The sequence below is a fragment of the Mucilaginibacter inviolabilis genome (assembly GCF_011089895.1).
GTDB lineage: Bacteria > Bacteroidota > Bacteroidia > Sphingobacteriales > Sphingobacteriaceae > Mucilaginibacter > Mucilaginibacter inviolabilis.
Map to the genome: position 1 here is coordinate 3,832,632 of NZ_JAANAT010000001.1, position 19,183 is coordinate 3,851,814.

Sequence of the window (19,183 nt, forward strand, 5' to 3'; positions counted from 1 at the left end):
ACATGAAAACTTCCATTCATAAATATTGCGCCATATTTTTAACCGCGCTAACCATATCATCATGCACCAAGGTTGATGTGCCGGTTGAAAGCGAATTAACCCCTAGCAATTTCCCTGTAACTTCTGCTCAGTTTACACTGGCATCGGGTGCCGCCTACGTACAATTAAGAGGGAGCTTTGCACAATCATACTGGCAAATGCAAAGCTTAAGTACCGACGAGGCCATTATGCCTGCAAGGGCAGGCGGCTGGCGCGATGGCGGCCGTTATCAACAACTGCATTATCATAGCTGGAATGCCGACCTGCCCCAGGTTGCCGACGCCTGGAGCTGGGGTTTTGGTACCGTAAGTACCTGTAACCGCGTTATTGCCAGTTTTGCCACATCGCCTGATAATGCGGCCAAAGCCACATCTATTGCCGAATTAAGAACCACCAGGGCCTTAGCACTTTTCTTTATGATGGACCTATATGGCAATATCCCCGTAGTAACCACTTTTGGTTCCGCCGATAAGCCCGCTACCACCGCCCGTAAAGATGTATTTGCTTTTATTGAAAAAGAACTGCTTGCCGTTATCCCTAACCTAAGCCAGGTAGTTGATCAAACCACTTACGGCCGCCCAACCCAATATACTGCATACGCCATACTAGCCAAAATGTATCTAAATGCTCAGGTTTATACCGGTACGTCCCGTTATGACGATGCGGTTAAAATGTGCGACCTGATTACAGCCTCAGGTAAATTCAGTTTGGCCGACGATTATCTGAAAATGTTCTATCCAGACAATGGCCCACAGATGAAAGAATTTATTTTCGCTATCCCTTATGATCATGCACAAGCACAGGGCGAACAATTTACCTGGTATAACCTGCACCCCGCATTACAGGCTAAATATGGTTTGCTGTACCGTTTGAGTAACCCATGCAGTACCATACCCTCTTATTACGCGCAGTTTAACGATCCTAATGATGTCCGTACAAGCCTTTGGCTTATTGGTAAACAGTATGATTTTGCGGGTAACCCAATCATCATCAAAACTACTAAGATTGGACTGGATGCATCTTATAAAGGCTCTGACCCTACCGCACCGGTTGATTACCAGCTAACCTTTACGCCAGATCTGACCCTGGTTGATGTACCCACCTTTGAGGTTGGCGGCGACGAATTGGGTAAAGCCAAAGGTATCCGTAACAACAAATATTACCCGGATGTTACCGCTACAGATCGTAACCAGAGCAATGACGTACCGGTATTTCGCTATGCGGATATATTGCTAACAAAAGCCGAAGCTATTTTACGTGGTGCAACTCCAACCAATGGCGATAGCCCCCTGTCATTAGTTAACCAGTTAAGGGCAAAACGTAAAGCCGCCACCTGGACGAGCGTCGATCTGCCCAATCTTTTACAGGAGCGGGCACGCGAGCTGAACTGGGAAACCTGGCGCAGAAACGACCTGATCCGTTTTGGTAAATATGAAGATTCATGGGGTTACAAAACAGACAAAGACGTAAACAAACGTCTTTTCCCAATCCCTTCTGCCGAAATTATCCTGAATTCAAAACTGCAACAAAATCCAGGTTATTAATTTAATACCCCTAAACCTTATCACAGCCCTTAGCTTTTAGCTAAGGGTTTTTTATTGACCAAAATTTTATAAATAGCGTATAAAATTTTATAAAACATATCCGTTATAATGCTTTAACTTTGTTGTTGGATGAAAAGAGCAGCCGTTTTAAGCATTGCAGCATTTTACCTGTTACTCACTACAGGGATGTTTGTGTGCCTGGTACATTGTACAGGCGAAAGCTTAATGGGCAACAAAATGGCCATGCAGGCCATGGATCATAAGGCGGCTCACCACCACCATCATAAACACAGTTCAAAAAACGACGATTGTGATTGCTGCAAAAAGCATGGTAATTATGTGATTAAAGAAAACATAAAACCAGTTGGCGTTGATGCGCAATCTCCTTCGGTGGCCATCATTTCCCAGCCATTTCAATCTATTTCGACTGCTACGCAGTATGTCGTTTTAAATACATTTAAGCTAAGTTTAGGTAAGGCCCCACCAGGTTTATCGGGCAAGGCAATAGCTATACAGCAGCGTTCTCTCCAGATTTGATCAGTTAAAGTAATCCTATTTTAAAGTGGCCCAACTATGTCTGCTACTTATTTTATCAGGCTATTATTCGTAATTGCCGGGTAATGATTATCAACTAAAAATTAATTACTTTTAATAATAAAAAATCATGAGAACGTTAAAAACCTTCATTATACTTTTCACCGCATTCATCACTTATTCAACCGTTAAGGCTCAGGATAAAACAGCTAATACGGCTGTGAATAATGTACTGAGCGCCTACCTGGATGTTAAGAATGCACTTACTGCCGATAATAACGCGCAAACCAAGGCAAAGGCTAAAGATCTGCTAACCGCCATTGCCGCTGTGCCCATGGATAAGCTGAGTGCCGATCAGCATAAATTATGGATGACCTATGCCGAAAAACTGGAGTTTGACAGCCGCCACATCAGCCAGAGTGATGCTATTGATCATCAGCGTGAACATTTCACCAGTTTATCTAAAAACATGTATGCCGTAATTAAAGGTCTTAAACTAAATACCAACACAGTTTATGAGCAATACTGCCCTATGAAAAAGGCAACCTGGCTAAGTGAAAGCAATGCCATTAAAAACCCATACTATGGCAAACAAATGCTAACCTGTGGTAAAACAACAGAAACGCTGGCTCCAGCTGCCAAATAACAAACAGGCTTTTTTATGAAGACTTACCTTTTAATATGGGTAAATCTGTTTCTGGTGGCTACTGCTTTCGGTCAGCATCACATGTCTATGAAAATGGATCAGGGTGCAGGCGGTAAGCGGGAGCCTTTCTATACCAAAATAGGCAACAGGGAGATTTACCATTTATATATAGGCGATACTACGGTAAATTATACCGGTAAAGCCCGGCCAGCCATGGCTATTAACGGATCGATACCGGCGCCTACCCTAACCTTTACCGAGGGCGATACTGCCGAGATCTATGTACACAATAACATGATGATGGAGACATCCATCCACTGGCATGGGCTGATACTGCCTAACCGGTATGATGGCGTGTCTTATCTCACTACATCGCCGGTAAAGGCTGGTGAAACACATCATTATAAATTCCCGCTGGTGCAGCATGGTACTTATTGGTATCATTCGCATACCATGACGCAGCAGCAAAGCGGGATGTATGGCGCTTTTATCATCAATGAAAAACAACCATCGCCCATTAAAGATTACACCTTGCTGCTGAGCGACTGGACAGATGACAATCCCGAACAGGTACAACGCCTGCTGCATAACGCTACCGATTGGTATGCCATACGTAAAGGCAGCACACAGAACTATGCCGAAGCCATTAAAGAGGGGCAATTGAAAACCAAACTGACCAACGAATGGAAGCGGATGACAGCCATGGATGTAAGTGATGTTTTCTACGACCGCTTTTTCAGCAATGGTAAACCGGAGAATGCCGCGCCGCAATTTAAAGCCGGAGACCAGGTAAGGCTGCATGTGGTTAACGGTAGTTCATCAACCTATTTCTGGCTCAATTATGCAGGCGGTAAAATCACCGTGGTAGCCAATGACGGTGAAGATGTGGAACCGGTAAAGGTCGACCGCTTGATTATCGCCACAGCCGAAACTTATGATGTGGTGGTCACCATCCCTAAAGATGGCAGCTACGAGTTTTTGGCAACGCCCGAAGATAGAACCAAATATACATCGCTTTGGCTGGGCTCGGGTACACAGCATAAAGCCACGCATCTGTCGCGCCTAAAATATTTTGAGGGCATGAAAATGATGAACGGGATGATGGACATGCAAGGCAATATGAAAGAGATGGACGGCATGACCATGACCAACCAGGTAATGGATATGAACACCGTAATGTATCCCGAAATAACAGGGGAAGCGAAAAAAGCCGCTAGTCAAAAGAATCAGAAAGCCGACAAAATGGGTGGTATGAATATGGGCGATAAAAAAGCTGATGACAAGGATATGGGCAACATGAATATGGACGGGATGGATATGAGCAGCAATTCCTCAGATATTGTCACCCTGAACTATGGCATGTTACGATCGACAAAAGTAACTACTTTACCCGAAGGGCCAACCAAACTACTGCGGTTTGATTTGACCGGCAACATGAACCGTTACGTGTGGACAATCAACAATAAAACCGTATCCGAGTCGGACAAGATTCTGATCAAGAAGGGCGAAAATGTGCGCATCATCCTATATAATAACACCATGATGCGCCATCCTATGCACCTGCATGGACATTACTTCAGGGTATTGAACGGCCAGGGTGATCATTCCCCCTTAAAAAACACACTGGATATTATGCCCATGGAAAGGGATACCATTGAGTTCAGGGCCAGCGAAAGCGGCGACTGGTTTTTCCACTGTCATATACTTTACCATATGATGAGCGGTATGGGGCGCATATTCAGCTATGAAAATTCGCCGCCAAATCCCGAGATCCCGGATCCCGCCACAGCCATCAAAAAGATCTATGCCGATGATCAGCATTTTTATGCGTCGGCAAGAGTAGGATTGGAAAGTAACGGCAGTGATGGTACAGCCGCGCTGGCCAGTACCCGCTGGAAGTTTTCGACCCTCTGGCACCTGGGCCTGCATGATCACGATGGTTATGAAAGCGAAACTATGCTGGGCCGTTATTTCGGCCGCATGCAATGGCTATACGCTTACGGCGGTTTTGATTATCATTACAAAAAAGAAACTGGCGAGCCCGAAAAGAATCTCTTTGGCCAAATAAGTAATAAAAATAACCGTAAAACTGTAGTTGCCGGTTTAGCCTACACCCTGCCCATGCTGGTAGTGGCCGATGCCCGTATTGATGGCAATGGCAAATTAAGATTTCAGCTAAGCAGGGATGATATACCGCTTACCAGTCGTCTGCGTTTCACCTTTATGGGTAATACGGATAAGGAATATGCGGCCGGGTTCAGGTATATTTTTACCCGCAACTTTGCGCTGTCTACCCATTATGACAGCGATATGGGTTGGGGCGGTGGTTTAACGCTTACTTATTAATTTATTAAAAAGAGGCTGTATCATCCACCATGATCAGCCTCTTTTTCCTTTGATCTACACGGATACGCTATGGTCTTGGATTAACCAAAAGTGGGTTTACACATTTCAGGGCCTAAATTTATTTAACTATCTTATTTTCAATATCTTAAGTTGTTTTTAGTCGTAAATTATGTAAACCCATGTTAACCCACTTTTTAATAGCGTTGAACGCTCGTTAATCCATAAAAAAAGATGCATGCAATGCGTCTTTACAAATATCTCAACACGTAGAGACGCATTGCATGCGTCTTTTTACGTCCCGTTTATATTTTCTTTGTCTTTATAAAATCCAGCACCTTTTGAGTCTCTTCCGGATAAACCGCGATGTGATGATTGCGTAAAAGGTAAGGCGCACTGGTTTTACCCTGGGAGCCCCCTCCTACCATAATCACATGCGATGATTGCTGCGGCATATGGCAGTTGATACAATAGTTATTGATTACCGCACCAATTTGCGGAGCCATTTTACAAAAATTATGTTTGGCTTCGCTATGACAACTCAGACATTTTTGGGTAAACATGCCTATATTTTTCTCCTGGTTCACGTGCGGATCATGACAGGTATTACAATCCATTTTACTCATGATAAAGCACTTGCTGGCAGGCAACAGCGAGCTCTGATTACCATGCACATCGGGGCTTGGATGCGTAGGATCATCAGGCAAAAAGGTCATTTCCTTAAACTTAGATAAAGTATCGCCCATATGAAAACCGTATGATGTTCGCAAAAAACCACCCTTTGTACCGGAATGACAAACCGCGCAGGCGTCCATCTTTTGTCCTCTGGTTAAAGAGGCATAAGTGGTAATGTATTTTGGCTTCTTTTCATCCGGATAAGCAGTATGATAATTAACGTGATTAGCCGCAGGGCCATGGCAACGCTCACAATCAATACCATATATGAGTGATGCTTTGTCAAACCCAACCTGCATGTGCGCCTGGGGCAGATCGCTGATATAGGAGGTATGGCACTCCAGGCATTTACGCAATATAGGCCGCTGAAAGTTTACCCGGGTTGGATCGTAACCCGGACTATTGGCCCAGCCATGTAAAGCCGTAAAGTATGACACCGGCAATTCAAATAGCTGGCTATCTTTCCAATATAAATACGTTTGGGCGTTTACCAGTCCTACTGTGATCTCAAACTTTTCGGCATCGGTCTGTTTATTGTTCATGTATCCAACCTGGTAAAGGCTATCGCCTCGTTTTTCCATGGCTACGTGCAACTCGTTTCCATAATCCAGGATGTTAAATCCTTTTGCAAAACTGCCTTTGATGTTATCAGCAGAGGCAGGACGCGTAGTCTGGAAGTGGGCAGTATGCTGATAGGAGTTATATACATCGCTATGGCATTTAACACAACTCTCGGACCCGGCAAATAATTGCCCCCGCGGATCATTTTCAGGAGCTCCGGCGTTGTAACACTGTGTTAAAATAAAGCTTAAGGGGATAAGGGAAATTAAAACAAAAAAGAAGGTCTTTTTTTTAAGCATGTCCTTAATTCACAAATTGGATACGGTGGTTTAAATCTGATTTTATTGGCCGGGGTACGCTTATAAAACCAACAACAATTTACCGCAATAATTATATAAAACAAATAAAAAAACAAAGGGCCGCCACATCACGCGGCAGCCCTTCTATATAAGCGGTTATATTAATTATAGCCCGGGTTTTGTTTTACTTTACTGCCATTGGTTGTTTCATTCAATGGGATAGGTAAAATTTCATTGAGACCTGCTTTAAAGCCCTTGAACGCTAAGGCAGTAGGTGCCTGTCCCCAGCGTACAAGGTCAAACCAGCGATGACCTTCAGTAGCCAGCTCTAAACGACGCTCTGTATAAATATTATCAAGCGTAGCCGGTACAGATGGTAAACCTACACGACTACGTACCGCATCAAGCAAAGTTTGTGCACGTGCAGTACTACCACCACCATTCAGATCAGCTTCAGCTTCCATCAGGTAAGTATCCGCTAAACGGATCTCGATGTAGTCATTAGGCCAGTTAAGCTCGGTGATACCGGTTGTTACTTTATTGGCGTTTATAGGCGCATATTTCTGTATAAAGTAACCGGTATTCTGATAGCTTGGTGAATAGCTTGTTTTTGTAGCCTTGGTTAAGCTGTCGATATTTACAATAGTATAGCCATAGCGGGGATCGCCTTTCATTGCGGTAGCCAATTGTGTAGTAACCGGGCTAAAACCATAACCTCCACTGTAGTAGATTGGGCCAGTATAGCTTCTTGGGCCAACCATTTGTACATACACGTTTGATTTAAACTGATCCCAGTTGCTCCAGGTATAGCTTTGTGTGCCAGAGTGTACCAATTCAAAGATCGACTCACTATTGAACTTATTTTTGGTGCTGAATATATCACCGTAATTAGGTAATAATTTATAGCTGTAGTTGGTATTTACATCATTTAACAAACGTGCAGCATCCGACCATTTTTTCTCATATAGGTAAACCTTACCTAAAAGGGCTTTGGCGGCACCTTGAGATACACGACCATTTTCGGCAGGGATTATAGTTACCGGTAAGCCATCAATAGCTGCAATAAGATCCTTTTCTATTTGCGCATATACCGCATCTGGTGTAGCCTGTGGCTGATCATAAACATTAGTAAGATTTAGTGTAGATAAAATCAGCGGCACATTTTTAAATAACCTAACCAGGTCAAAGTAGTAGTGTGCACGCAGGAACTGGCCTTCGGCAGTATATCTCTTTAACAAATCGGCACTTAAACCCGGCACTTTAGGTAATTGCTCCAACAATACGTCGGCACGATTTACACCCTGAAAATTGATGGCCCAGAACTGGTTCTGAGGGCCAACAGTTGGCGATAGGGTATAATTATTAATTGCCTGCCATGCGGGCACATCTGACGAACTTCCACCGCCTGCGTAACAATCATCCGAAGCTGAGTTCAACGCGCCCAACGGTGATGAATAGGTATTATCAATACCGCCTGTCTCGGTAACCAACGGATCATAAGCCGCCACTACAGCAGTAAGCGCTTCCGCTGGATTAGCATAATAGTTTGACTGCAGGAACTGCCCTTGCGGTGTTAATTCCAGGAAAGATTTTTTACAGGAAGCTAAAGCACCTACACCCAGCAAAATTGCCCCTGTATATATAATATATTTTGATTTCATGATCAATCTTGTTATTTGTTATTATAAAGTAATGTCTAAACCAGCCATAAATGTGCGGGCCTGCGGATAGATACCCATATCAATACCACCACTTATTTCAGGATCATAGCCTTTGTAACCTGTAATGGTTACCAGGTTGTTACTGCTTAAAAATACCCTAACCTTTTTAACATCTGCCGATTTTAACCAGCTTTGTGGCAGGTTATAACCTAACTGCAAAGTTTTGATACGGAAGTATGCCCCATTTTGCAGGTAAAAGTTTGATGGGTTTTTAAAATTATTGTTAGGGTCTGCATCTGTTAAACGCGGGTAGTTACTACCTGCATTATCTGGCGTCCAGGCATTTAAAGCGGCAATAGGATAATTTGCCGAAGCAATATCTAAACGACGGTAGGCCTGGTAAATTTTATTACCCCAAACACCCTGACCAAATATCTTAATATCAAAGTTTTTGTAGCTGGCGTTAAAGTTTACACCGTAAGTAAAGGTTGGCAGCGGATTACCCAAAAATTTACGATCATTTGCCGTTATCTTGCCATCACCATCTACATCTGCCCATTTAAAGTCACCGGGTTTGGCATTAGGTTGAATTTTAACACCATTGTGTGTGTAGGCATCAATTTCTGCCTGTGAATGAAATACACCTAACTCCTGGAAGCCATAGAATGCCCCAACCGGCTGGCCTACGGCTGTACGGCCAATTTCATAGGTTGAGCTTTGCACAGTACCTACAGTAAAGTAGTTGATTTGGTTACCCAGACTGGTTACTTCATTGTGGTTGTAAGAGATATTACCCCCTACGTTGTAATTAAAATCTCCCACTTTGCCAGTATAACCCAAACTTAACTCCACACCTTTGTTTTCCATATCACCAACGTTGGCAAATGGCTGACCATTAAAACCGGCATAAGTTGGTAACTGCACATTTTGCAGCATACCTTTGGTTAGCTTTCTGTAAACATCAAAGGTTACGCTTAAATTATTGAACAAGGTAGCATCAAACCCGATGTCGGCAGTACGGGTTTCTTCCCATTTCAGATCCGGGTTGGCCGGAGCATTAGGGCTGTAACCTACAATCAGGTTATCATTACCAAACACATAGTTACGGCCACTGCCAATAGTTGCTGCGTAAGCAAAATCGCCAACGGCCATCTCATTACCTACTATACCGTACGAACCACGCAGTTTAATAAAATCAACAAAAGTGTTTTTTGGGAACCAATCTTCACGGCTGATCACATAACCCGCTTCGGCAGATGGGAACGTACCATAAACATTGTTACTACCAAATCTTGATGAACCATCGCGGCGTACGATACCTGTGAACAGATATTTTTGATCATAGTCATAAGTCACCCTACCAAAATATGAAGCCAGCGTATGTGGTTGAGCTATGATGCCAGTAGCAATTCTATTGGCTGCAGGTAAAGCAAATCCTGTGGAGGCATCGGCAAATGAATTTACCGGTTCACCAATGAAAGTACCTCCTAAGCCAGACGATGTTATTTTCTGCGCACTGGTACCTATTAAAGCAGATAAATTGTGCTTACCGAATGAACGGGTGTAGGTTGCTGTATTATCCCAGTTCCATGACAAATTTCTGTCGTTTTCCTGATACTGTGAAGTGTTTGATAAATTGCTTGTACTTGAGTTAAGATAGTAAAGCGGCGTAAAACCATCCTGACCATAGTATGATTGTTTAGCACCTATTTGTGTACGGATCTTTAAACCTTCAATTGGTGAAATTTCAGCAAAAGCGTTACCCAAAAGATTGGTAGCGTAGTTATAATTACCTACACGGGTTTGAGCATACGCAAAAGGATTGGTTATCTCCTGTGACACATAGTTGGATATACCATATGGTAAACCTTGCGCATTTCTTACAATATAGTTAGCCTGATCTGTATAAACAGATGCATTTGGCTGGGCACCAATATCGCTTACTGTTACCGGCGTAAGCGGATCAAGGTTTAAAGCAGAACTAAGTGGACCGCCAAATACACTATTGGTATTACCTACACTTTTATTTCGATTGTAAGAGTAGGTAAAGTTTTCTCCTACAGTAAGCCACTTTTTAACCTTGTAGGTTGTATTGGTTGTAAAGTTAAATTTCTTGTAATCAGAAATATCAGGCATTACAATACCTTTTTGATCAAGATAGCCAAAAGAAGTATAATAAGTAGCCTTATCAGTAGCACCACTAATATTCAGGTTATGATTCTGGATCAAAGCGTTATTGCTGAATATCTCATTTTGCCAGTTGGTGCCAGCGCCTAATGATCCCGGATTGGTGAATATGGGAGCTTTACCATCATTAGCTTGTGCTTCATTTCTTAAAGTAGCATACTGTGATGCATTGGCCAATTTAACCTTGCTTACTGGCCCCTGAAAACCAATATAACCGTTATAGCTAATTACAGCGTCGCCTTTTTTACCTTTTTTGGTAGTGATGAGGATAACGCCATTTGATGAACGTGAACCGTAAATAGCTGCTGACGCGTCTTTCAAAACCTCTGTTGATTCCACATCATTAGGGTTCAATAACGATATGTCGTCAACAACAACTCCGTCAACAACATATAACGGATCGCTATTTATTCTTGATGTAACACCCCTTACGCGTATTTGCGGAGCAGCACCGGGCTGACCTGAGCTTTGTACAACACTTACCCCGCTAACACGACCTCTTAAAGCATCATCAATACGAGTTACCTGCTGATCTTGTATATCTGCTGCTTTAACGCTGCTAATAGCACCGGTAACGGTAGCTTTCTTTTGAGTACCGTAACCAACAACAACAACTTCGTTCAGATTTTTTATGTTCTCAACCAGCGTTATGGTAATGTTGGTTTGGCCACCTACAGCTACTTCCTGGTTATTGTAACCAATGTAGGCAACTACAAGTACCGCGTTTGGTCCAGCCACATTCAGCTTAAAATTTCCATTCAAGTCTGTCGATACGCCATTGGTGGTTCCTTTTTCAAGGATGCTGGCGCCAATAATGGGCTCCCCCGTCTTATCAACTACTTTACCGGTTATTGGGGTTGCAGCGACACCTGTTGTTGTATTTTCCGGAGTGGTTACCGGAACAACCGGGGCGGTTTCGTTAACAGTACCGGCTTTACCCAGCACAATTCTGTCTTGCAGTACCTCATAGCTGATGCCTTTACTTTTTAATACCTCGTCAAGCACATTTTTAAGCGACTCGTTTTCCATATTAACAGAAACCTTTTGAGTGCCGTTGATAGCTGTGCTGCTATATATAAACTTAACATTATCATTCTTTTGCAAATGAGTTAATACATCAACCAGGGTGGTATTATTTAATGATATACTTATCTTTTTATCAAGTATACCCTGGGCTCTCAAAGTGTTTGAGTAGGCCATACCGGTTAACATGGTTGATATCAGAATTTGAATAAAAGTTATCCTCATGATTTGATACCAGGGAATAGGTGTTCGTAAACGAAATTTCATATATTTGTTATGTTTCTTTTTAAAAATGAGACAATTAACGCCCCGCCACCATTAAAAAATGGTGTCAATTCATTTGGGCTGATCTGAACTTAGGAGTGGTCGCAACACTTCTAAGTTTTTTTTATTTATCCAGCTTTCTTGCTGGTTTATAACTGATTTTTAGGACTTTGTTCTCTCTTTCATTCAATGACGGTTTTGGTTAATAGTTGGTTTATTTTAGTTCGATGGTGTTATTTTTTATCTCATAATCAATGCTTAACGACTTATTAAGCGCCTCCAGAACATCCGGTAGATTAAAACCCGTAAAATCTGCGTTAAGCATATAGTGGTTCAATTTTTCGTTGGCTACAACAATGTGAGTTTTATACCTGGCATTTAATGCAGGTATAATATCTCTCACGAGTTTATTATCAAATAACAAATCCTCATGATTCCATATTTTAAGCGTGCTTTCATCAGATTTAATGACAGGCTTTAGCGTATGATCATGTGCAGAGTATATCGCTTTCTGATGAGGATAAAGCATCACATCACCGTTTTCTATATTTAACTGCGTGTTATTTATACTCTGTTTAGTTTTGATGCTCACAGACACTTTACCGGTTACTACAGCCACATCAGCTTCGTTGCTTTGCTCATTATCACGTACACGGAAACTCGTTCCCCATACCTTGGTGATAATGGAATGGCTGTTGATTATAAAAGGACAATCCGGGTTTTTTGTAACCTCAAAAAAGCATTCGCCCGACATAAAAACCATACGTGATGATGCTGCAAATACTTTTGGATATTTCAATTGTGAGTTGGGGTTTAGCCAAACCATGCTACCATCGGGAAGTTTTGATTTATAAATGCGGTGAGAGTTATTGGTAATAGCAACCATATTCTGCTGATCATCCGCTACTTCCTTTTTGTTTCCCTTATTTGTCTGGCGGTATAAGCCTATCATTAAGGCTATCAACAACATGGCTGCTACCGCACTTACATACACCCAACTACCTCTTTTCTTTATTACCGGAATCTCCTCACTATTTACAACATCTATATTTTTAAGGATACTGTTATATATCTTTTCCTCCAATTCCTTTTGCTGAGAAGCATTTAAGTTCGAAGTATAATCAGCATCATGTTCGAATGATTGGTACCATTGTTTTACCAGGGCGACCTCGTCATCCGTACATTCGCCATTAATATACCTTTCCAGTAATTCAATAGATAGATGTTCTTTCATGAAAAGAAAAAAATTCGGTTTATACAATGATTGACGTTTGAGAAAGGCACATCCCTTAGTCTGATTGAAAAAAAATTTTAAAAAATTTCATTTCATGTGTTACACAGCAAAAGGATCTAAAAAGATAGTTAAATATTGTTGACTTTGTCAACCATATTTAACTATCTTTGCTTTATGACTACTACACTTACAGATCCTATTGCTGAAATCCGTGCCTTCAACAGGTTTTACACCGATATCATTGGTCTGCTCGATAAGCACCTGTTGCATAGTGCATACTCCCTGGCTGAAGCCAGGATTATATATGAAATATATGTTGGTGAAAATGTACAAGCGTCACAAATTATGACGGCCATGAACATTGACAAAAGTTATTTGAGCCGGTTGTTAAAAAAGCTGGAAAAAGAAGGCCTCGTCATCAAAAAACCGTCCGGACATGACGCAAGGGCTATGCTTATTTCGTTAACAGCAAAAGGATCAAAGGAGTTTGCTATGCTTAATAAAGCCTCTGACAAACAGATTGGTGCTATGACGGCCGGTTTAAAAGTATCCGATAAGCAGGAGTTAGTCGCTCATATGAATGCCATCATGAACATTTTAACAAAGTCTCTATAATTTAATTTACATGGATACTACGATAACGCTAAATAATATTAAACTAAGAACCCAACTGCTCCCCGGCGATTTGGGCTATGTTGCTTATATACACGGCAAACAATACGCACATGAGCTGGGCTATGGCCTAAACTTTGAGGGCTATGTGCTGGAAGGTTTACATGAATTTGCCCGCTATTATAACCCGGCAAAAGACAGGGTCTGGATATGTGAGCATGATGGTAAAATCATTGGTTTCTTACTTGGATTTCATCGCGGACAGACTGTTCAGCTACGATACTTTATTTTTTTGCCCGAGTATCGCGGTATAGGTTTGGGCAAAAGATTGATGGATGAATTTATAACCTATATGCGTGAGCTAGGTTATAAAGAAGCCTATTTGTGGACCACTAATGAGCAGCAGCCGGCAATAGCATTATACACCAGATATGGCTTTCGCCTGGCCTAGGAAAAAATATCCTACGCATTTGACAAAGCCCTTACGGAATTAAGATATAATCTTATTCTGGAAGATTAAATGAAAAAAGAGGCAGGGAATTTAATGGTTAGTTATACCGACCTTGTAGATTTTAACAGACCAGATAATGGTCGATGTACCTTAGATACACGGTAACCCATGGTGTAAGTAACCGTAGCCTGTAAAACCAATACTAGCATCAGGTAATGTGTAAGGGTTAAGCGTATCTGTTTTAAAGCACGGGTCAAATGCTGCTCTACGGTTTTTTCTGATATACCCAGGTAGCTGGCTATCTCCTTATTACTTTTATGTTCTTTCCGGCTAAGCTCAAATACAGAACGGCATTTATCAGGCAGGTGGCTTATTTCTTCGTCGATGGTATAAACCAGATCTTTCAACATGATGGAATCTTCGGTCGAATTATCAACCTCAGTATGTACCACTTTAAAAGCTTCTTTATATCGTGAACGCACCAGTTCTTTACGATAAATATCAATAACCTGGTTGGCTATAGCCGAATGCAGATATGCGCCTATGGTAGTGTTAATTTGTAGTACTTGTCTTTTTGTCCAAAGTGTTGTAAAAAGTTCTTGCACAACTTCCTCAGCCAGTTCTCTGTTCTTTAGGCGCTTATATGCCTCATCAAATAGCTTTTTCCAGTACCGGGAGTATATTTCACGGAACGCACCAAGCCTGTCTTGCTTCAGCAAGCGTATCAGTTCTTCTTCAGACAGCTCTTCTGTGAAATCAATCATAACCTAGGTAACAGCAGGTTAATAACATATAATTAAAATATTAACCAATCGACAAAACTGAAAAAAAAATAACAATCAACCAAGTTTGGATTGTAATAGTTTCGTTTAATTTTTATTTCCCCTCGTAACATTTTAGCTATTAAAAACTTACAAAGTGTTATAAAAACACTTTGCTATGTAAAAACGGATCTGCAAGTACATTATTATTTTCATAACTAACAATAATCAAAAGCAACAAAATTGCATTTAATAATTATATTTGTTCCACTTTAAATAAATTAAAAGATGAGTGTGACAGCAGCAAAGCCCGTTACCATAATCACTGGTTTTTTAGGTGCCGGTAAAACTACTTTTCTGAACGGGTTGATAGCTTATAAAAACACAGAGAAACTGGCCGTAATCGAAAATGAATTTGGCCAGGAAGGGATAGACGGACAATTGGTTATTTGTGCAGATGATAAACTATTTGAACTTAGCAATGGCTGTTTGTGTTGTACTTTAAATGAAGATTTTTACTCGTTGCTGGAAGTTTTATGGGAAGGCCGCGAGGAGTTTGATGAGCTGATTATAGAAACCACCGGTATCGCCAACCCCGCATCAGTAGCTGCACCGTTTCTTACTAATGCAAACGTGCCCTACTACTATAAGCTTAAAAGGGTAATATGCCTGGTAGATGCCCGTAATATTGAGCAACAATTGCGCGAAACAGACGAGGCGCGCAATCAGATTAGTTTTAGCGATATTTTACTCATCACTAAAACAGACATGATAACTACAGAACAACTGGCTCATATTGAAAAACTGTTAAAAGGCATTAATCCATTAGCTACGGTATTATCGGGCCATCGTGAGTGCTATCCTTTTACTGAAATTTACCAGGTATCACGTAATGCCATAGTTGAAGACAAATTGCCCAAAGTAACCAACCGGATCTTTACAGTACAACGTCATCAACATGAAGATCTGGTTTCTTTAAGTTTTAACTTTAACGAACCTTTTGATTTGCAACTGCTATCGCATCGCTTAACTGTTTTTCTGAATTTTCAGGCTAAAGATGTTTATCGCGTAAAAGGTATTTTTAATATTCACGATCAATCACAAAAAATCATCATCCAATCTGTTATGCAAGACCTGGCTGTTGCCGCTGGCGATACCTGGACCGAGGATACTGAAAGAAACAGTCGTATTGTATTTATTGGTAAAAACCTGAACCCGGTTGGGTTTGAAAAAATGTTAAGACAATGCTTTTATCGACACATTTAAACATCTGCGGGTACATTACCTGGAACCCTAATCCCAACATTTTTGACCTTGGCTTTTATGCCCTGCGTTGGTATTCTGTTTTATTTTTAGGTGGCTTTATATGGAGTTACCTCATCATTAAACAACGTTTTAAAAGCGCTCTTATTAATCCTTATCTTCTTGAAAAACTTACTATTTATATAATAGCCGGCACGCTGATTGGCGCCCGGTTAGGTCATTGCTTGTTTTATGACTGGGAGTATTATCATTCGCATCTGATAGAAATAATTTTGCCTTTTCAGTTTGCTCCAACTTTCAAAGTCACTGGTTATCAGGGCCTGGCCAGCCACGGTGGTGGCATTGGTATATTTATAGCACTTTGGCTTTATCATCGCAAATATCAAAAGTATATAAACCTGCTATGGGTTATGGATCAACTGGCTTTAGTTGTTCCGCTGGCTGGATGTTGTATTAGATTAGGAAACCTCATGAATTCTGAAATTATCGGGCGCCCAACGGAGGTGAGCTGGGCATTTATTTTTGTCAGGGAGGATAGTATTCCCCGGCACCCGGCGCAGCTTTATGAAGCATTGGCATACATTGGTATCTTTATCATTTTAAACTTAGTAACCAGATACCGGTCATTAAAAAATGGTTTTCTGTTGGGTTTATTTCTGGCTCTAGTGTTTACGGCCAGATTCCTGTTAGAAGGCCTGAAGGAAGATCAGGCAGCGTTTGAGGCTCATATGTCACTAAATATGGGGCAATTATTAAGCATTCCTTTTATTGTAGCAGGCGTGATTTTAATGATCATTAAAAGCGGTAAGAATACTGTAATGCCTAACAAGATTGAAACCATATAAATAAAAGGGTGGCTTGTATATACAAGCCACCCTTTTATTTTGAATAGACAGATACTTAGTTTTTATGAATATCCAGTTCACTGATCAGGTTATCAGCATGGCCCAACTTATCCATACACCATAACACATAGCGGATGTCAACACAAATGGTTCTTTTGTATTTCTTGTCGAATGCGATATCTCCGCTCATGGCTTCCCAGTTACCATCAAACGCCAAACCAATCAGTTCACCGCTACCATTTATAACCGGCGAACCCGAATTTCCACCTGTAATATCATCATTGGTGATAAAACATACCGGCACGGTTCCATCAACAGCGTATTGCCCGAAATCTTTTTTATTATATGCATCAATTAGCGACGATGGCAGATCAAATTCACTATCGCCAGGCTTATACTTTTTCATTACCTCATCCAAATTAGTGGTAATATTATAGTGTTTACCATCCTTTGAAGCATAATCCTGCACATTACCATAGCTAATACGCATGGTTGAGTTAGCATCCGGATACATTAAACGGCCTTGATTTTTCTCAAGTAAGGCCTGCAGGTATATCTTATCCAGTTTTTCCTTTTGTTCTTCAAAATCGCTCACCTTTGAACCAAAGGCGTTACGGGCATAAGCCCGGGGGCTCACCTGCCTGGCATATTGACACGCCGGGTCGTTACCCAATGCTTCGATAGAGGGGTTTTGCATAAACGCTTTAAATTTATCCGGGTTGATTACAATGCTCTTACTCCAAAGTTCATCGGCAAATTTTGTAAATGATTCTTCAATGGTGGTTCCCTGATATTTCTTAACAATGTCTTCTATAAACTGTGGATGCTGATCTTTGGGAACACCTGCATAATAAGTAGCCATAATCTGCGCGAAGATCTTTTTATCTGCTATTTCATTATAGTTACTTAAATAGCTATCATTCACCTCTTTCAAATCCTTCTTAAGCTCCTCAACAGCTTTGGCGTCGTCCTTACGAGCCGCAATGCCCCTTAAAATATTATAGGTAACCAGCGTATTATAAACAAAGCCAGGGGCCAGCAAACCTTCCTCTACAAAAGTGCGGTGAACAGCATAAGGCTCATAAGCAGCATATAATTTCTTATAACTGTCCATTAAACCTGCATAAGCCGGTTTATCAGCAGCCCATTGCGTAAACTCGGCTTCCTCTTTCAGCTTTTGATCATAAATATTCAACTGCTTTAGTTGCTCTGTCTGGCCAATAAAGTACTTCCAATAGTTGGCTATCTCCGCATATTTTGACGATAGTTTAAGGCGGGTATCTACACTTTTATTCATCTCCTCTTTCCAGGCTTTAAGGCGGATATCACGCAACTTTACTATTACCGGGTTGGTCTCCTCTGTAGCCAACCTAACACCATTTGATGTCAGGAATCTATCTGTATGGCCGGGGTATCCGTACACCATAGCAAAATCGCCATTTTTAACGCCTTTGATAGATACCGGCAGGAATTTTTTAGGCAGCAATGGCACGTTATCAGTAGAATAAGAAGCGGGTTTACCGTCTTTACCGCTGTAAATTCTGAAAATGGAAAAATCGCCGGTATGCCTTGGCCATTCCCAATTGTCCGTATCGCCTCCAAATTTACCTATGGATTGAGGCGGAGCACCCACCAGGCGAACATCATTATACGTTTCATACAGGTACAGAAAATATTGGTTGCCGTCAAAAAAATCTTTTACAGCACCCTCATAGCCCGTACTCTTCGTAGCATCAGCTATCAACTGATTCTTAACCTCTTCCAGCTTTTCTCCACGGTTGGCTTCTGTAGTACCTTGTAAAGCGGCTTTTACTTGAGGTGTTACATCTTCCATCCTCACCAAAAACTGCACAAACAATCCTGGTATCGGTTTCTCCTCAGCATAACTTTTAGCATAAAAACCATTATCCAGAATATCATTCTGAGGGGTTGAATTGGCAGATATCGCCTCGTAACCACAATGGTGATTGGTAAAAACCAGGCCTTTGTTAGACACTACTTCACCTGTACAAAAACCACCACCCAACGAAACTATGGCATCCTTAATACTAGCCTTGTTAATATTATACAGATCTTCAGGAGTTAGTTTAAAACCCTGTTTTTTCATCTGATCATAGTTTTTACCTATTAGCATAGGTATCCACATCCCCTCATCTGCCTTAGCTCCCTCCATAAAAATAAGTGGGAGTATGAACATGGCAATCATTAATTTAAGTTTATTCATACTATTGGTCTAAAATT

Annotated in this window: 14 protein-coding genes; 8 read left to right on the top strand and 6 right to left on the bottom strand. The window is 41.3% G+C overall.

The features are described from left to right. Positions 1-2 precede the first annotated feature (2 nt). The 4 genes from G7092_RS15860 (at position 3) to G7092_RS15875 (ending at position 5,109) form a co-directional block, all read left to right on the top strand. Complete coding sequence (locus G7092_RS15860) at positions 3-1,583, top strand: RagB/SusD family nutrient uptake outer membrane protein (RefSeq protein WP_166090781.1); 1,581 nt, start codon at positions 3-5, stop codon at positions 1,581-1,583. A 129-nt stretch (positions 1,584-1,712) separates the two neighbouring features. Then, the gene (locus G7092_RS15865; RefSeq protein ID WP_166090782.1) at positions 1,713-2,120 is read left to right on the top strand and encodes an HYC_CC_PP family protein; all 408 of its coding nucleotides are present in this window, start codon (positions 1,713-1,715) and stop codon (positions 2,118-2,120) included. A gap of 127 nt (positions 2,121-2,247) precedes the next feature. Then, positions 2,248-2,763 (top strand): DUF3347 domain-containing protein, encoded by a 516-nt coding sequence (locus G7092_RS15870; protein WP_166090783.1) that lies wholly within the window; start codon positions 2,248-2,250, stop codon positions 2,761-2,763. 15 nt (positions 2,764-2,778) lie between these two features. Further along, on the top strand, positions 2,779-5,109 hold the full coding sequence (locus G7092_RS15875; protein ID WP_166090784.1) for a multicopper oxidase domain-containing protein: 2,331 nt from the start codon (positions 2,779-2,781) through the stop codon (positions 5,107-5,109). Positions 5,110-5,411: 302 nt separating this feature from the next. Here the strand turns inward: G7092_RS15875 and G7092_RS15880 are convergent, their stop codons facing one another. The 4 genes from G7092_RS15880 to G7092_RS15895 form a co-directional block, all read right to left on the bottom strand. After that, on the bottom strand, positions 5,412-6,641 hold the full coding sequence (locus G7092_RS15880; protein WP_166090785.1) for a multiheme c-type cytochrome: 1,230 nt from the start codon (positions 6,639-6,641) through the stop codon (positions 5,412-5,414). A 161-nt stretch (positions 6,642-6,802) separates the two neighbouring features. After that, on the bottom strand, positions 6,803-8,302 hold the full coding sequence (locus tag G7092_RS15885; protein ID WP_166090786.1) for a RagB/SusD family nutrient uptake outer membrane protein: 1,500 nt from the start codon (positions 8,300-8,302) through the stop codon (positions 6,803-6,805). A 21-nt stretch (positions 8,303-8,323) separates the two neighbouring features. Further along, entirely contained in the window at positions 8,324-11,779 is a 3,456-nt protein-coding gene (locus tag G7092_RS15890) for a TonB-dependent receptor (RefSeq protein ID WP_202985281.1), read from the bottom strand. 211 nt (positions 11,780-11,990) lie between these two features. Continuing rightward, the gene (locus G7092_RS15895) at positions 11,991-13,010 is read right to left on the bottom strand and encodes a FecR family protein (protein ID WP_166090787.1); all 1,020 of its coding nucleotides are present in this window, start codon (positions 13,008-13,010) and stop codon (positions 11,991-11,993) included. 174 nt (positions 13,011-13,184) lie between these two features. On the opposite strand from G7092_RS15895, the gene G7092_RS15900 reads away from it, so the two are divergent. Both G7092_RS15900 and G7092_RS15905 read left to right on the top strand, forming a co-directional pair. Then, positions 13,185-13,625 carry a MarR family winged helix-turn-helix transcriptional regulator gene (locus G7092_RS15900; protein ID WP_166090788.1) on the top strand — a complete coding sequence of 147 codons (441 nt, stop codon included), beginning with the start codon at positions 13,185-13,187 and terminating at the stop codon, positions 13,623-13,625. 10 nt (positions 13,626-13,635) lie between these two features. Then, entirely contained in the window at positions 13,636-14,073 is a 438-nt protein-coding gene (locus G7092_RS15905; protein ID WP_202985282.1) for a GNAT family N-acetyltransferase, read from the top strand. Between the two features lie 101 nt (positions 14,074-14,174). Here G7092_RS15905 and G7092_RS15910 read toward each other — a convergent pair whose 3' ends face one another. Beyond that, positions 14,175-14,837, bottom strand: coding sequence for an RNA polymerase sigma factor (locus G7092_RS15910; RefSeq protein ID WP_166090789.1), 663 nt, complete (start codon positions 14,835-14,837; stop codon positions 14,175-14,177). Positions 14,838-15,122: 285 nt separating this feature from the next. Here G7092_RS15910 and G7092_RS15915 point away from each other — a divergent pair, with 285 nt between their 5' ends. Both G7092_RS15915 and lgt read left to right on the top strand, forming a co-directional pair. Next, positions 15,123-16,100 carry a CobW family GTP-binding protein gene (locus G7092_RS15915; protein WP_166090790.1) on the top strand — a complete coding sequence of 326 codons (978 nt, stop codon included), beginning with the start codon at positions 15,123-15,125 and terminating at the stop codon, positions 16,098-16,100. Continuing rightward, the gene (gene lgt, locus G7092_RS15920) at positions 16,079-16,942 is read left to right on the top strand and encodes a prolipoprotein diacylglyceryl transferase (RefSeq protein ID WP_166090791.1); all 864 of its coding nucleotides are present in this window, start codon (positions 16,079-16,081) and stop codon (positions 16,940-16,942) included. Before G7092_RS15915 ends, lgt begins: the two co-directional genes overlap by 22 nt. A gap of 55 nt (positions 16,943-16,997) precedes the next feature. On the opposite strand, the gene G7092_RS15925 is transcribed toward lgt, so the two are convergent. Then, complete coding sequence (locus tag G7092_RS15925; RefSeq protein ID WP_166090792.1) at positions 16,998-19,166, bottom strand: S46 family peptidase; 2,169 nt, start codon at positions 19,164-19,166, stop codon at positions 16,998-17,000. Positions 19,167-19,183: the final 17 nt, after the last annotated feature.

Bases quoted from the DNA above. Each gene is read 5' to 3' on its own strand.
- G7092_RS15860 (WP_166090781.1), top strand. From the start codon at position 3: ATGAAAACTTCCATTCATAAATATTGCGCCATATTTTTAACCGCGCTA.
- G7092_RS15865 (WP_166090782.1), top strand. From the start codon at position 1,713: ATGAAAAGAGCAGCCGTTTTAAGCATTGCAGCATTTTACCTGTTACTC.
- G7092_RS15870 (WP_166090783.1), top strand. From the start codon at position 2,248: ATGAGAACGTTAAAAACCTTCATTATACTTTTCACCGCATTCATCACT.
- G7092_RS15875 (WP_166090784.1), top strand. From the start codon at position 2,779: ATGAAGACTTACCTTTTAATATGGGTAAATCTGTTTCTGGTGGCTACT.
- G7092_RS15880 (WP_166090785.1), bottom strand. From the start codon at position 6,641: ATGCTTAAAAAAAAGACCTTCTTTTTTGTTTTAATTTCCCTTATCCCC.
- G7092_RS15885 (WP_166090786.1), bottom strand. From the start codon at position 8,302: ATGAAATCAAAATATATTATATATACAGGGGCAATTTTGCTGGGTGTA.
- G7092_RS15890 (WP_202985281.1), bottom strand. From the start codon at position 11,779: ATGAAATTTCGTTTACGAACACCTATTCCCTGGTATCAAATCATGAGG.
- G7092_RS15895 (WP_166090787.1), bottom strand. From the start codon at position 13,010: ATGAAAGAACATCTATCTATTGAATTACTGGAAAGGTATATTAATGGC.
- G7092_RS15900 (WP_166090788.1), top strand. From the start codon at position 13,185: ATGACTACTACACTTACAGATCCTATTGCTGAAATCCGTGCCTTCAAC.
- G7092_RS15905 (WP_202985282.1), top strand. From the start codon at position 13,636: ATGGATACTACGATAACGCTAAATAATATTAAACTAAGAACCCAACTG.
- G7092_RS15910 (WP_166090789.1), bottom strand. From the start codon at position 14,837: ATGATTGATTTCACAGAAGAGCTGTCTGAAGAAGAACTGATACGCTTG.
- G7092_RS15915 (WP_166090790.1), top strand. From the start codon at position 15,123: ATGAGTGTGACAGCAGCAAAGCCCGTTACCATAATCACTGGTTTTTTA.
- lgt (WP_166090791.1), top strand. From the start codon at position 16,079: ATGCTTTTATCGACACATTTAAACATCTGCGGGTACATTACCTGGAAC.
- G7092_RS15925 (WP_166090792.1), bottom strand. From the start codon at position 19,166: ATGAATAAACTTAAATTAATGATTGCCATGTTCATACTCCCACTTATT.